This window comes from Pseudoalteromonas sp. SG41-1 (assembly GCF_014164575.1).
In the GTDB taxonomy this organism is placed as follows: Bacteria; Pseudomonadota; Gammaproteobacteria; order Enterobacterales; family Alteromonadaceae; genus Pseudoalteromonas; species Pseudoalteromonas rhizosphaerae.
Genome location: NZ_JACJFL010000003.1, coordinates 84,649 through 98,448 on the forward strand (window position 1 = coordinate 84,649; position 13,800 = coordinate 98,448).

A 13,800-nucleotide genomic window follows, 5' to 3' on the forward strand; every position below is an offset into this window, starting at 1 on the left:
GCTCCTCTTAGCAGAGGAGCGTATAATTTATGGCTATTGTTTTGGCTTAATACGTAAAATTTTAATGCCTAGGTAAGCATAAATAACAGCTAGTAATGGATTTATAAGATTAAAAAATGCATATAGCGCATAATCAAATGGGTTGATCAATAATACACTTTGCATATATGCACCACAGGTATTCCAAGGGATCAGGGGACTGGTGATCGTCCCGCCATCTTCTAATGTTCTTGATAAATTAACGGGTTTCAAACCACGCTTTGCATATTCTTCTTTAAACATCCGACCAGGGACCACAATAGCGATATACTGATCTGCAGCAATTACATTGGTACCAATACAGGTCGCAATAGTAGCAGTAATTAAAGAGCCAGTGCTTTTCGCAATTTTAAGAATACTTTTTACAAAAATATCTAATAAACCTGTTTTTTCCATAATGGCGCCAAACATCAATGCCGTCATAATCAGCCACGTTGTGGTTAACATGCCAGACATTCCACCACCACTGAGTAATGAATCCATTTTTTCATCGCCTGTGAGGATACTAAAGCCATCAAAAAATGTACTCCAAACCAATTTAAAATAACCGACAATTTGCCCCTGAGAGCCATCAATTTGTGTTGCAATTAGGTCTGATTGAAAAATCATTGCCCATACTGCACCAAGTACCGCACCGATTGAAATTGCCGGAAATGCAGGCATTTTTTTAATTGCTAACACCAGTAAAACAATCAGTGGCACCAGCATCTCTAAACCTATATTAAAGTTTTGTTGTAGAATAGCGGTTATTTCATCAATACGCCCAGCCTCACTTGACGCTGTAGCATTAAAGCCCATAAAAATAAAGATGATTAGTGCAATCACAAAACTTGGTACAGTCGTCCATAGCATATGATGAATATGCTCGAATAAATCAGCTCCCACAACCGCAGGAGCTAAATTTGTTGTTTCAGACAGTGGACTAAGTTTATCGCCAAAGTAAGCCCCAGATATTACGGCACCGGCCGTCACTGTTTGCTCTAATCCAAGGCCTGTAGCAACACCGAGTAGCGCTACACCTATTGTCGCCGCCGTGGTCCAAGAGCTACCAATACTCATTGCTACAATGCCACAAATTAAACAGCTTGCTGCGTAAAACCAACTAGGATTAATTACCTGTAAACCATAATAAATAAGCGTAGGTACAGTGCCTGACAGCAGCCAAGTGCCGATCAGCGCGCCAACCATTAACAAAATTAATATAGCGCCCAAAGATAGAGTGATCCCCTCTATCATCGCTTGTTCAAGTTTTTTCCAAGTATAGCCATTTTTAAGGCCAATAAGTGCAGCTGTAAATGTAGCAAACAGTAGCGCAATTTGATTCGGCCCTGATGACGAACTATCGCCAAATAAATAGACCGCAGCACCTAATAAACAAATCAGTACAGAAATTGGGATCAAGGCATCGAAAAAGCTGGCCTGTAGGATGGGTTTTTCTTTTTGTGAATTCAAAATTGAGACTCCTACGCGCATTTTTATGCGCGTTTAATTATTATTTTTTAGCACAGACGCGACGCTTAGCCTAACTAAGTTACTTACTTTTGTCAGCGTTTAATCAGTAATTATAGCAATATCAAGAGTTTTAGGCAGCAAAAAAGGCGCCAAAGCGCCTTTTTTATTAATATGTAAAACAAGTTATTTCTTAGCTACACGACCAAACTTAATATAATCTTGGGTAATTAATGCAGCTTCTTCTAGGAATGGATCTAAGTCGTCTAAGACATCAGGCGCATCATCCAAGCTCTCAATCGGTTTTTCACCTAAACGAGTAAGCCTTTCATTAGTACGAGCTAATGCACGCGCTTCACCATCGTCTTTTTCTTTAATACGCTGCGCTTCTACAAGAGAAATAGTTTTCCGGTCTTTCTCTTCTTTATAACGCGTAATATCTTGAAAAACATAGTTAAACTCTGGTTCTGATTTAATGCGTTCAGCATGCGCTTTGCTTAAGTAAGCAATGGCTGGGTGTAAGTCATCAACCGAGTTATATTTGGCGCGTACGATACTGTCCCACGGTAATGCATTATCCTCTTGGCTTTCGCCCCATTCCGCTGGATCAATTGCTGATGGGAATGAAATATCTGGGATCACACCTTTATGCTGTGTGCTACCACCATTGATACGATAAAACTTTGCAATCGTATATTGCACACTGCCAAGTGGATTATCGTATAAATCGTAAGCACGGCCTAAGCCCTTATGCTGCTGCACAGTGCCTTTACCAAACGTTTGCTCACCAATTATTACTGCTCGACCATAGTCTTGCATCGCTGCGGCGAAAATCTCAGAGGCAGATGCGCTGTAACGATCAACAAGCACCGTAAGGGGGCCATCGTAAAACGTAACACCATCACGGTCTTTTTGCTCTTCAATGCGATTATTTAGAGTATGAATTTGTACTACTGGACCTTGGTCAAAAAACAAACCAGATAGTTGTGTTGCTTCATATAATGAACCACCACCATTTTGACGTAGGTCAATTATAATGCCATCTACTTTGGCTTCTTTTAATTTCGCCAATTCTACTTTAACGTCTTTAGACAAGTTGTTGTAGAAACCAGGGATCTCAATAACACCTATTTTGCTGGTTAAATCAGAATATTTTGCTTTGAATACTTCTGATTTTGCAGCTCTATCTTCGAGGCGAATTTTATCGCGAATAATTTCAACTACTTTAGGCGCGCCATGATCATCAGCACCTTTTAAGTATTGTAAACGCACCTTAGTGCCTTTTGGTCCTTTGATTAAATCAACTACGTCATCTAAACGCCAGCCAATGACATCAACAAATTCTTCTTTGTCTTGAGCAACGCCGATAATACGGTCATCAGCTTTAATTTGCTCCGATTTATCAGCAGGTCCACCTGGAACCAAGCTGCGAATAACCGTGTAGTCTTCGTCGTAGCTTAGTACTGCACCAATACCTTCTAGTTCAAGATCCATGTCCATTTTGAACTGTTCAGCTCTGCGTGGCGATAAATAGGAGGTATGTGCTTCAATACTTCGCGCAAAAGAGTTCATTACTATCTGAAATACATCTTCACTATTGGTTTGCACTAAACGTTTTTGTGCATTGTGATAACGCTTAGTTAATAATTCTTTTATACCAGGCCAATCTTTGCCGGTCATTTTTAATCGTAGTGCATCATATTTTACACGTTCACGCCAAAGCTCATCTAACTCAGCTTGCGTTTGTGACCAATCAGCATCTTCACGATCAAAGTAATATTCATCCGCATTATCAAAGGTCATTGGTGTTTCAAGTAACTTTAAAGAATACTCATAACGCTCAAAACGACGCTGCATGCTTAGGTTGAAAATATCAAAGGTAAAATCAAGTTTGCCGGTCGTTAATGCATTATCAAATTGGTTGCGGTATTGCTCAAATGAGGCAATATCCGCAGCCAAAAAGACGCTTTTATTAAAATCAAGGGATTCGATATAACGGTCAAACACTTTACTTGAAAGTGCGTCATCAAAACGAATTGGTTTATAATGTGCACGAGTAAATAAGTTTGTCACCCGTTTGCTAGCCGTACTATGCTGACTCTCTTGCGTAAGTACTGGCAAGTCTTTTGCTGTAACTACATCATTAACATCAGCAATATCTGATGCAAATAATAAACCTGAATACAGGGCGGCAACTAACGGAATGAGCTTAAACTTCTGACTCATACACAACTCCTTAATTTATATACAGCTTAAATAATGTACAGGCTGTCTGCTTTAGTTTTAACTTGCATGCCAGTTACCAACTCTACATGAACGTCTTCTTTGTTCACTTCAGTGATTACTGCATTAACAAGGGCTTGGCCAAGTTTAACTTTAACTTTGTTATTAACCTTGACCTCACTTGCTGGTAAAGGTTCAATTTTACCTGAACGTTTAACCGGCGCAGCTTTTGCTGGTGTGGTATTAACTTTAGCGTTTTTATCGCCTGGTTTAGCGAATTGGCCTGGTTTCTTTTTGTAAGATTTTGTGTCTGAATCATTACGTGGACGTTGTGACTTTTTACGTTTAGCCATTTTCGCACGACTTTCTTCAAGTGCTTTTTGAGCATGATCAATATGTTCTTGCTCCACTTTAGCACCTTGATTTCCATCAAGATCAATACGAAACTCAGACTTAGTAACAGCTTCTAAATAACGCCAGTTAGACGTATACTTTCTCAGCGCTTGACGTACTTGCGTCTTACTTACTTTTTCAGAACCTTCAATTCGCTCAGCGATATCTTTAAAGATACCTACTTTCAGCGGCTTGATACCGTCTTTTTGTTTAAAACATTCTGGGAATTCTTGGTATAAAAATTCCAATACTTCATTAATATCTTTTAGCTTGTTTGTGGTTTCCATTTTAGAACCTATTTATCACATCTTTTCATCAAGGGACGAATCGACGTAGTGTGTTACCCAGTCGACCAACTCTTCAAAGTCGGCTTCAATTACAGCCATATCGCCTCGAAGGTGTTCCCAAATACCGTTAATTATTTCATCAATTAATTCACATTCAGTGTCATCAGGAAGACGATCCCATGCAATATGAATTAAATCGTTGAGCGTTTCCGCTACATGCTCTTCATCCCCTTCCCAATCACCTACATCAGTGATGGCAAACAGATAATCCTGTACATTTACTAAGTCTTTCATGCAATAGTTGCCTCAAAACATGCGACGAGTGCTTCTAAACCTTGCTTATCATCAACATCAAACCTAGCAATACTTGGGCTGTCGATATCTAATACAGCAAATACTTCACCATTTTTATGAATAGGTATTACTATTTCAGAATTAGACGCTGCATCACAAGCAATATGACCTGCGAATGCATGTACATCTTCAACTAGTTGAGTTTGTGCAGTTGCAGCGGCAGTTCCACAGACACCCTTTCCGACAGGAATTCGGATACATGCAGGATTACCTTGAAACGGACCAAGCACTAATTCAGTTGGTGAATCCATCAAATAAAAACCAGCCCAATTTACATCATCGAGTGACGTAAATAACAGCGCGCTAATATTCGCCATATTGGCAATAATGTTAGGTTCACCAGTAATTAGCGATTCAGTTTGTTTAACTAATGACTGGTAAAATTCTTGCTTTTGCATACCAAACTACTTCTTATCAAACATACAGTAGCTAAAGGTACTCTTTGTCGCCAATAATTGAAACCTTTTCAGGGCAAAAAAAAGCAATTTGCCCTAATTTTCAGCAAGCTTGGTTAATAATTCTGCTATTGAGGAGGTTGTTGTTTTATCGCACCTAACCTTAATCCATATAAAAACAGTCCCGCCGCTAAAGCTGACATCGCGGTATTAATTAAAAAGACCATACCACCTGTTGCACTGAGTAAGTAACTAAAAATTGCACCACCGAGTAAACCTAATGTCAGTACTCCCGAATAATTAACTTTCGCGTACTTGTACATCAATAAATATCCGGGTACTACAAAAGCAGCCATGGTTAAACCGACAATATGCGCGTTAGCTATCGCACTCATAAGTAACTGGAAAAAGGTAGTCAGCGGATCGGTATTGAGCGTTAATGCATAATAAACTCCTAACACACTGCCAATGATCACAGGTGAAAGTAATGATAACCCAACACTTTTTGCAAGCCGATGTTTCATAATGCGTCCTTAAAATCATACCTGAATAAATACTAAGGATGCATGATGTTTTACAACATCGAAATAGAGACTATGGTCGTAATTTACGATGATAAATCATACAGCAATCATGATAGGGTAATTTTGATGCCCGTTTAACCTAAGCAAGATCCAGTTTTAAACCGTTATAGAGTTTAGCGTTATTCACTTTACAGAAAAGTATAATTTTGCCTCTTTATATACAGAGGCTATAAATTTACAGTTGATCGATTTTTCTCGATAAATCAATGCTACTGTGGTCACTATTTCTTCAAGTTCAATGACTCTTGCAACTAGAATCTCTAATTTCTTTTGCATCGCTAAGACAGTATCGGTTCTCTTTGCTTGTTCTAAGAAAAACAACTCTCTTTTAACTAATGTTTTCTAAAAAAGTAATGTTTAATTATTAGCAATAATACAAAAGGTGAACTAAAAACTATCATAACCAAAACAATCCAAGCATCATTATCTCCATTAAATATTTTGAGTGGGTGTTCTAATAAACAGAGTCGAACTATGTGGTTGATTTTGAAATAGTGACGAGAGTATTACTTCACGCTTTTTCCCACGTCGGATATGTAGGTTAACGTAAACGATACTCAGAATAATGGCTTTTGCTTTGAATAGATTTTTTTAAATCGCCAGCTGCGCCACCAGACATATTAAATATAACGTAAGCCGCATTCGCAATATAACCAAGTAAACCATGTATCTGCTATTGTTGAGATGGTAACAGCCATTTGCGCTGAAATGACATCATGTCATTGATAAATATGACACAAGCAGAATATTATAGTACTAATTAGTGCTGCTGGGATGACCCCAAAGATAAAAACGAAACAACATACCAAACAAAGCAGCTCTAAAGACTAGCTCTTCAAAAAAGCCTGCATATATGAATCTGTTACAACCTCTGATATAGAAAGATTTAGCTCATTACTTAAAAAAACGTAGCCTATTAACATAGGTATACAACTTACTAATGCCGCTGATAAATAGTGTTTGAAGTCTTCTATATTACTACCTCACGCGTCATACCAACGAATGTGTATAGATTCAATGGAGCATTAATAAAGGTTAAGCACTAGGCCTTTTTTTTATAAGATCGAAAGATAGGGATTCAAACCCAAACTCTCGAATAAAATATTTGAAATAAATGACTTACTAACATAACAATTTTTAAATAAATAACGTAAACAAGACAAGCAAACACCTAACTCAAAGGTAATATTGTTATTCACCATTACGACCATAATGAGTTTGCATACTTTGCTCATGCTCTAGACTGAAAGGCACTGAGGGATCAAAAGTGGGTGCATCTTTTACTTGCTGCTGCGTCATATCAACATAGATTTTAGAAGTGGGCCAACTCACCTCTTTAATCCATTTTGGGGCAATCAAAACCAGATGACCCAACCACCAATTACTGGTGTTAATAATCAAATAACGAATTTCCCAGGTGTCGGTATCTATCAACATACCATGTAAGTGACCCAGATCACCGTCTATGACATCAAGTTTATAACCCGTTACTGCATTACTACTGCGTAGATGATGATCATTATCTTGAGATAATGCAGCATCAACATCTGCGAAATTATCTGGTGCATCTAAGTTATCAGGCTTTGGTGCGACACTATAATAACCAGGTGACATCATATTAGGACTTGAATAACCACCCCATATATCAGTGTTATCGCAATAATGTGAGTAACCATAATATCGCATGTATTCTAGCTCACACTGCCTAGAAACTGGTTTTTCGCTATCCATGTCAGGGCAGTTTTTAACTTGTTTTCTTGAAATTGTAACAGTGAGCGTCTGTGGTTTCTGATTCAACTCTTTGATTGATATAGGTGAAAGCAATATTTTTTTACTTAATAGCCAAGATCCAGTTTCGACCACCAGATATCGGATCACCCAATGTTTATCATCAAAGTAAAAATCTTTGGTAAGCCCAATATCTCCATCCGATGCATGAATAGCTAAATTTTTTAAATTATTCAGAGTATGTAACATGGCGTATTTGCTCCAGATTAAAAATGATAAACAATAAATCATTGTTTCGCTGATAGGGTTTTCATCTAAAAGCTTGCAACCAATTTCCCATTAAATCTGTTCGCTTTCGCACAGAACTGGCATGAATAAAAGCCTAGTCTAGATTTATCTATAAATTTTAAGGTGAACTGAAATGGCTAAAATAAAAAATTAGAGTTAGCAGCCCATCGCAACGATATCATCGAAGACGTGAATAATTTAATTAAGAAGTATCGCGCTATTTTTGACTGGGATGTACCCGATATATATGAAAGATTAGAAACAATTTAATTTTGAATGAAGCTCATCAATGGCTTGATAATATTAACAATGAATAAATTTCAACGGCCTATCAAGCTAGCAAAAAAGTTCGCTCTGGAATGAGTTACCATATTACGCTCAAAAATAGATCATAATAAATATCAGATTCGCGACGTATTGGCTGTTAGTTTACCATTTTTTATGTCAGAACAGGACGTCATTGGCCAGACCAATAAAAGATGTGCATCAACACTCCCACGATCAAACTTAGATTCTGATTCACAGTTAAAAGAAAAAGCATTGGGTGCACCACCAGATAATAATAAAACAGTCATTATTGCTTTGAACAAGAATGGTGTTCTGATATCGCAGGTCAGAGAAGAGTCACAGCGCCCCGATGAATGATATTACCAAAGCCTTGCAAGTAGCTAACAACTCCACCGATAACGATTAACTTATCAGATAAAATCGACCAATAGTTTAGCGTATGATTTGATCCGTTAATTTATTTAAAGGCTTATGCGGATTTATATGAAGTGCATGTTATTTGGCGCATTATGAAAATACATTGACTTAGTCAATCTTTATGGAGAACTTCAGAAACAAAAAGGCCGTTGATTATCAACGGCCTTTTTGTTTTATATGGTGGAGAGATAGGGATTTGAACCCTAGAGGGGCTATAAACCCCTGCCGGTTTTCAAGACCGGTGCATTCGACCACTCTGCCATCTCTCCGAAACATTTATAAATCACGAATAAGAGTGTACTCGCAATTATTTTAATTAGGTGGTGGAGAGATAGGGATTTGAACCCTAGAGGGGCTATAAACCCCTGCCGGTTTTCAAGACCGGTGCATTCGACCACTCTGCCATCTCTCCGCACGGCCTGCATAATAGAGAAGGCAGTGCTCTTTGTGAAGCTTTTTTTTCAAAAAAGTGTTCAAGTGCTTAAAAAATCATTGATTTGTTTATTCTTAACTCACCCCTGAGTAAAAATCACACTAAATTGAACTTTTCTTTTTAATTATCGGTCTATTGAACTACAAAGGTTTGCCCAAATATAGAAGTCTTGGTAATCTAACTTCAGTTTAATTATCGGAACTTACAATAGGTTTCTAAAGGAGCTCTAAAATGGCATTTAATCATTCGTACAATACCGCTAGACCGGTTATGTCGACCATTGAAACAAACAAGGTACTTAAAAACACCTATTTCTTACTGGCCATGACATTAGCATTTAGTGCTGTGACGGCTGGTATCTCAATGGCATTACAACTACCTTATTTTATGGGGTTAGTTTTTACTCTTATTTCATTTGGCCTTTTATTTGTTGTAAATAAAAAAGCCGAAAGCGCGTCAGGCGTTGCATGGGTATTCGCTTTTACGGGTTTAATGGGTGCGGGACTTGGTCCGTTACTTAACCATTATGCAGCGATGCCAAATGGCCCAATGCTTATCATGCAAGCGTTAGGATCAACTGCACTGATTTTCTTTGGTTTGTCTGCGTATGCACTAAATACTAAAAAAGACTTCTCTTTTATGGGCGGTTTTTTAACGGTAGGCCTTATTGTTGTGATTGTGGCCAGCATTGTTAATATCTTCATCGGCAGCTCGCTAATGTTTATGGTATTAAATGCAGCGGTTGTATTGATCATGTCTGGCTTAATCTTGTTTGATACAAGCCGCATCATCAATGGTGGCGAAACAAACTATATTCGCGCTACAGTCTCTTTATATTTAAGTGTATATAACTTGTTTACCTCATTGCTTGCACTGCTTGGCGCAAATAATGACTAATTAAATAGTTCTGTTAAAATAGCCCCTCTTTAGGGGCTTTTTTATTGGAATAGTTTTGGCACGATTTGTACTTTCTCTGCACAGCGCACCATCGGATCATGATACCACGCAACGTTTGGTTAAATTTGCACAAGCATGTTTAACACAAGGGCATAACATTGATGCCATTTTTTTGTATCAAAACGGCGTTTTTCATGCCAGCGAGCAACTAGATTTGGCAGCTGATGAATTAGCAATTAACGCTTTATGGCAACAATTACATGAGCAAGGGATTCATCTTATGTTGTGTGTTACTGCTGCCGAAAAGCGTGGCCTTGATATAAATAATACCGGTTTTTTTGCAGTCGCAGGGTTAGCTGAGTTTGCAATGCTTGCCAGTGATGCGGATAAATGGGTGCAATTTAAATGATCAATGTATTAGTTTTAAGCCACCATAGTCCTTTCGATGATTTACATATTCGTGATGCATTAGATATGACATTAATATTCGCTGCTGTTGAGCAAAATATTAGTTGGTTATTTAGCGGCCCTGCGGTACTTGCCCTAAAAAAACATCAACAACCTGAGCATATAGGTTTAAAGAACTACTTTAAGACCATCAGAACGCTAGAAATTTACGATGTTGAAAACATTTATGTATGTGAAAAGTCTCTGCTCGAGTATGGCCTTGATAAACATAACTTGTTAGTAGAAGTAAAAGCGCTTAATTATCAGCAGCAGACTCAACTTATTGCCCAGCAACAACACATAGTGAACTTATGAGCACTTTACACATATTTTCCAAGCCACTTGGCTATTACAACACGGATCAATTAGTTAACCTGATCCAGTCAACAGACAAAGTATTATTATTAAGTGACGCATGCTTTGCTATTGCCCAATTTAGACAGCTTGCAACGCACTTATTAATACTTGCTGATGACGCCAAGGTACGAGATATCACAATCAATCAGCCCGATCACTCGCTTAGTTATGACGACTTTGTCGCACTAACATTAGCAACATCTCACTCTATTACGTGGTAATACATGCTTGAATTTAATAATCAAATTATCGACACGGATAAACAAGGTTACTTACTTGATCACTCGTTATGGAGTGAACAATTAGCCTGCGTTATTGCCGAGCAAGAAAACATTGAATTAACCTCCCAACACTGGGAAGTGATTCATTTTGTGCGTAATTTTTATTTGGAGTACAACACCAGCCCAGCAATAAGAATGTTAGTTAAAGCAATGGCAAAAGCACTGGGTGAAGATAAAGGCAATAGTATTTATCTGTATACTCTTTTTCCTAAAGGCCCAGCTAAGCAAGCAACTAAAATTGCTGGCTTACCAAAACCCGCACGGTGCATCTAGCAATGACAACAGCTAAACCAAATAATACAGCAAAACGCCGAAATAGCGGCCGTAGCTATAATCGCGGTGCAATTACAACCAAAAAAGTGAATAACTCAATAAAGCGCGAGATAAAACCAGCCATTGCCGCCAGTGAGCGAAAAATTGTCTTATTTAATAAACCATTTGATGTGCTGTGCCAGTTTACTGATGAAGCAAACAGACAAACCTTAGCTGACTTTATTACCATTAAAGATGTATATGCTGCAGGACGATTAGATAGAGACAGTGAGGGCCTGCTATTGCTCACTAATTGTGGGAAATTACAAAACACTTTAACAGCGCCAAACAAAAAAACCAGTAAAACTTACTGGGCACAAGTTGAAGGTGAACCAACTGATGCAACAATTAAACAACTGTGCCAAGGCGTCGAACTCAAAGACGGATTAACATTACCAGCCGTTGTTAAACGCATAGATGAGCCAACTTTATGGCCACGTAATCCTCCCGTTAGAAAGCGAAAAAACATTCCAACCAGTTGGCTCAGTATTACCCTTACCGAAGGACGTAATCGCCAAGTAAGAAGGATGACAGCACATATTGGCCACCCTACTTTACGTTTAATCCGCTATCGTATTGGTGACTATACGTTAAAAGGAATTGATAATGGCCATTTTAAAATAATCGCAGATGAACTATAAACTATAGCTGCGCTTGAGCGCAGCTATTTTAAATATGCCTAGCAGCGCTCAGCTGATTTTTTGTATCAATCTTCACTAACAACGATACAATTACGCCCTTGTCTTTTTGCTTGGTACAAAGCTTTATCTGCCGCATCAACAAAATAGATATAATTGCCAGTTTGGGGATTATGCAAAGTTTTAATGCCCATGCTTAGTGTTATATAGCCAATATCTGTATATTCATGCTTAATGGCTAATTGATTAACTGCTTGCTGGATTTGTAATGCACTATGTAAAGCCTTTCAATATCAGTATCATTTTCTAACGCAAAGCTAAGAGCTTGTTGCCACGTTTGTCGCACCCACAAGATAATGTGGATCTGGGTAAGCATTAAGCCACCAATCATTAAGTGTTGGAACATCGTCAACAGTGTAACCGAACACATCGACAAAGCGTTGGTTTATAAGGATTATTCCTTAGCGAGCATACATACATTACACATCGGTATTGGCACTTGCATAAATAATTAACGTACTCACTCAAATCATGCTGACGGGTTAGTGGTTTATTATCTTGCGCTGAATAATCACTATTTTGCACGATAACAGCATTATTTTGACTCGTTTTTACACGCATCGATAGCGCGAAATGCCATTCTTGCCACCAGGTTGCTGACTGTGAAACGAGAAAATACTCAGACTCACTTGAAGTTTTCAAATTCACGGCAACACTTTTAAGTAGGCAATCTACTTTTCTATATTCAATTACTCCCAATTGTTGATAATTTAAAAGAATATTTTCAAAAAGCCTATACGCATCAACTCTTAAAATACTGCGCGTGTCATCAACCATCACTGTTAATTGTGATTTAGAATTACCAGCATATTGTGCAACGAAGTTAATTATTGATTGTTGATAGAAAATATAGTCCATATATATTGCCCATTAATTACGTGTGCATAAAAACATGCACTTGGAAGTACACCAGAATAATTTAAAGGAATGTAAGCAGATGAAAATATTCGGCGTGAGAAAATTCGTAAAGAGCAGTTGATTAATGTAAACAATATAAAAGTGAAATCGCAATTTAAAAATACCCTTAATAACTTTATCAGGTCCAGTAATTTACGTTATTTTAGCAATAAAACTTAGCCGCTGTTCATTAAACAAACAAAAAACTATCATGTAAGAATAAATAAGGGTAGATTTATCATCTGACAGTGTATAAAAGTGCTAGCTCTTATATATTTTAACAATCCAAAAAGACGACTTTGTGGCGCACAATATGCTTATTTTGTTAAATAACTCAAGTATGTTACTACACTGCCGTTATACATTATTGTATGAAATTATACTCTCGACTTAAAAATACGGTATTAACTACATTATCGCGCGCATGGGATTAGATGCTAAATGGATATGACCAATGAAGAACTAAATTTTATATCAGATCTTTTCCAAGTGACGGTTCCTTCAAAATTGAGGGACAATCATACACTGACATTACAAAGCTCTATCCCTGCCAATATTGCTGAATTACTAAATAATACAAAATTAACACTACTGGCTGAAGTTGGCGATTATCAATTATGGTTTCCACTTGAAATTAGAATTGATAAAACAGGCGTTGTAACCCCTGTATTAAGCGCACCAGAGGTCATCGACACACAAGGAATAAAGCGCTGTTGGCGTGGCGGGAACCTCAATATTCAGAGCCAAGACTTTGAAGTTGAATCAATCTCAAGTACTGGACTTTTTCTAAAATCAACGACTCAAAAAGCTCCTTTAGCGATTGAGCAACAGATAAAATTAACCCTTCCAAACAAAAAAAATATTACTATCGACATCAAACCGGTACGTTTTAGTAAGCGAGGCATGGCTGCCAAGATCACTCATATTCATCAAGGGAAAGAACATCTAAGGGCTTATTTATTTGAAGCCCATAAGCGCCAAAATGCCAATTTATATGAGTCCACAAACAGCTTATAAATATAATTCACAGTTG

The 13,800-nt window shown here is 37.8% G+C and carries 15 protein-coding genes, 2 tRNA genes and 1 pseudogene; 7 read left to right on the forward strand and 11 right to left on the reverse strand.

What is annotated here, in order from left to right; all coding sequences use genetic code 11:
* Nucleotides 1–33: 33 nt before the first annotated feature.
* From nhaC to H5203_RS03520, 9 genes are all read right to left on the reverse strand, one after another.
* Nucleotides 34–1,512 (reverse strand): Na+/H+ antiporter NhaC, encoded by a 1,479-nt coding sequence (nhaC, locus tag H5203_RS03480; protein ID WP_145233807.1) that lies wholly within the window; start codon nucleotides 1,510–1,512, stop codon nucleotides 34–36.
* 162 nt (nucleotides 1,513–1,674) lie between these two features.
* Nucleotides 1,675–3,714, reverse strand: coding sequence for a carboxy terminal-processing peptidase (prc, locus tag H5203_RS03485; RefSeq protein ID WP_145233805.1), 2,040 nt, complete (start codon nucleotides 3,712–3,714; stop codon nucleotides 1,675–1,677).
* 26 nt (nucleotides 3,715–3,740) lie between these two features.
* Nucleotides 3,741–4,391 carry an RNA chaperone ProQ gene (gene proQ / locus H5203_RS03490; RefSeq protein WP_145233803.1) on the reverse strand — a complete coding sequence of 217 codons (651 nt, stop codon included), beginning with the start codon at nucleotides 4,389–4,391 and terminating at the stop codon, nucleotides 3,741–3,743.
* Between the two features lie 15 nt (nucleotides 4,392–4,406).
* Complete coding sequence (locus tag H5203_RS03495) at nucleotides 4,407–4,685, reverse strand: hypothetical protein (protein ID WP_064666123.1); 279 nt, start codon at nucleotides 4,683–4,685, stop codon at nucleotides 4,407–4,409.
* Nucleotides 4,682–5,143, reverse strand: coding sequence for a GAF domain-containing protein (locus tag H5203_RS03500; protein WP_145233801.1), 462 nt, complete (start codon nucleotides 5,141–5,143; stop codon nucleotides 4,682–4,684). The genes H5203_RS03495 and H5203_RS03500 overlap by 4 nt, the downstream gene beginning before the upstream one ends.
* 125 nt (nucleotides 5,144–5,268) lie before the next feature.
* Nucleotides 5,269–5,664, reverse strand: a complete 396-nt coding sequence (locus tag H5203_RS03505) for a hypothetical protein (protein WP_145233799.1) — start codon at nucleotides 5,662–5,664, stop codon at nucleotides 5,269–5,271.
* Nucleotides 5,665–6,915: 1,251 nt separating this feature from the next.
* Entirely contained in the window at nucleotides 6,916–7,701 is a 786-nt protein-coding gene (locus H5203_RS03510) for a PRC-barrel domain-containing protein (protein ID WP_145233797.1), read from the reverse strand.
* A gap of 922 nt (nucleotides 7,702–8,623) precedes the next feature.
* A tRNA-Ser gene (locus H5203_RS03515) sits at nucleotides 8,624–8,714 on the reverse strand.
* Nucleotides 8,715–8,766: 52 nt separating this feature from the next.
* A tRNA-Ser gene (locus H5203_RS03520) sits at nucleotides 8,767–8,857 on the reverse strand.
* Nucleotides 8,858–9,109: 252 nt separating this feature from the next.
* Between H5203_RS03520 and H5203_RS03525 the strand changes: the two genes are divergently transcribed.
* From H5203_RS03525 to H5203_RS03550, 6 genes are read left to right on the forward strand one after another with little or no spacing between them, the layout of a single operon-like run.
* Nucleotides 9,110–9,775 carry a Bax inhibitor-1/YccA family protein gene (locus H5203_RS03525; RefSeq protein WP_145233793.1) on the forward strand — a complete coding sequence of 222 codons (666 nt, stop codon included), beginning with the start codon at nucleotides 9,110–9,112 and terminating at the stop codon, nucleotides 9,773–9,775.
* A 55-nt stretch (nucleotides 9,776–9,830) separates the two neighbouring features.
* The gene (gene tusD / locus H5203_RS03530) at nucleotides 9,831–10,184 is read left to right on the forward strand and encodes a sulfurtransferase complex subunit TusD (protein ID WP_145233791.1); all 354 of its coding nucleotides are present in this window, start codon (nucleotides 9,831–9,833) and stop codon (nucleotides 10,182–10,184) included.
* Nucleotides 10,181–10,537, forward strand: coding sequence for a sulfurtransferase complex subunit TusC (tusC, locus tag H5203_RS03535; RefSeq protein ID WP_145233789.1), 357 nt, complete (start codon nucleotides 10,181–10,183; stop codon nucleotides 10,535–10,537). Before tusD ends, tusC begins: the two co-directional genes overlap by 4 nt.
* Entirely contained in the window at nucleotides 10,534–10,800 is a 267-nt protein-coding gene (locus H5203_RS03540) for a DsrH/TusB family sulfur metabolism protein (RefSeq protein ID WP_145233786.1), read from the forward strand. The genes tusC and H5203_RS03540 overlap by 4 nt, the downstream gene beginning before the upstream one ends.
* Before the next feature lie 3 nt (nucleotides 10,801–10,803).
* The gene (locus H5203_RS03545; protein ID WP_145233784.1) at nucleotides 10,804–11,133 is read left to right on the forward strand and encodes a TusE/DsrC/DsvC family sulfur relay protein; all 330 of its coding nucleotides are present in this window, start codon (nucleotides 10,804–10,806) and stop codon (nucleotides 11,131–11,133) included.
* 2 nt (nucleotides 11,134–11,135) lie between these two features.
* Nucleotides 11,136–11,813 (forward strand): pseudouridine synthase, encoded by a 678-nt coding sequence (locus tag H5203_RS03550; RefSeq protein WP_182819383.1) that lies wholly within the window; start codon nucleotides 11,136–11,138, stop codon nucleotides 11,811–11,813.
* 65 nt (nucleotides 11,814–11,878) lie between these two features.
* Here H5203_RS03550 and H5203_RS23185 read toward each other — a convergent pair.
* Both H5203_RS23185 and H5203_RS03560 read right to left on the reverse strand, forming a co-directional pair.
* A pseudogene (locus tag H5203_RS23185) lies at nucleotides 11,879–12,082 on the reverse strand (GGDEF domain-containing protein); the annotation flags it as partial.
* Nucleotides 12,083–12,218: 136 nt separating this feature from the next.
* A complete protein-coding gene (locus H5203_RS03560) occupies nucleotides 12,219–12,728 on the reverse strand; it encodes a hypothetical protein (protein ID WP_182819384.1) in 510 nt (169 codons plus the stop codon).
* 480 nt (nucleotides 12,729–13,208) lie between these two features.
* Between H5203_RS03560 and H5203_RS03565 the strand changes: the two genes are divergently transcribed.
* A complete protein-coding gene (locus H5203_RS03565; protein ID WP_182730960.1) occupies nucleotides 13,209–13,784 on the forward strand; it encodes a hypothetical protein in 576 nt (191 codons plus the stop codon).
* Nucleotides 13,785–13,800 lie beyond the last annotated feature (16 nt).

Coding starts and splice junctions, on each gene's coding strand:
- nhaC (WP_145233807.1), bottom strand. CDS start 1,512: ATGCGCGTAGGAGTCTCAATTTTGAATTCACAAAAAGAAAAACCCATC.
- prc (WP_145233805.1), bottom strand. CDS start 3,714: ATGAGTCAGAAGTTTAAGCTCATTCCGTTAGTTGCCGCCCTGTATTCA.
- proQ (WP_145233803.1), bottom strand. CDS start 4,391: ATGGAAACCACAAACAAGCTAAAAGATATTAATGAAGTATTGGAATTT.
- H5203_RS03495 (WP_064666123.1), bottom strand. CDS start 4,685: ATGAAAGACTTAGTAAATGTACAGGATTATCTGTTTGCCATCACTGAT.
- H5203_RS03500 (WP_145233801.1), bottom strand. CDS start 5,143: ATGCAAAAGCAAGAATTTTACCAGTCATTAGTTAAACAAACTGAATCG.
- H5203_RS03505 (WP_145233799.1), bottom strand. CDS start 5,664: ATGAAACATCGGCTTGCAAAAAGTGTTGGGTTATCATTACTTTCACCT.
- H5203_RS03510 (WP_145233797.1), bottom strand. CDS start 7,701: ATGTTACATACTCTGAATAATTTAAAAAATTTAGCTATTCATGCATCG.
- H5203_RS03525 (WP_145233793.1), top strand. CDS start 9,110: ATGGCATTTAATCATTCGTACAATACCGCTAGACCGGTTATGTCGACC.
- tusC (WP_145233789.1), top strand. CDS start 10,181: ATGATCAATGTATTAGTTTTAAGCCACCATAGTCCTTTCGATGATTTA.
- H5203_RS03540 (WP_145233786.1), top strand. CDS start 10,534: ATGAGCACTTTACACATATTTTCCAAGCCACTTGGCTATTACAACACG.
- H5203_RS03545 (WP_145233784.1), top strand. CDS start 10,804: ATGCTTGAATTTAATAATCAAATTATCGACACGGATAAACAAGGTTAC.
- H5203_RS03550 (WP_182819383.1), top strand. CDS start 11,136: ATGACAACAGCTAAACCAAATAATACAGCAAAACGCCGAAATAGCGGC.
- H5203_RS03560 (WP_182819384.1), bottom strand. CDS start 12,728: ATGGACTATATTTTCTATCAACAATCAATAATTAACTTCGTTGCACAA.
- H5203_RS03565 (WP_182730960.1), top strand. CDS start 13,209: ATGGATATGACCAATGAAGAACTAAATTTTATATCAGATCTTTTCCAA.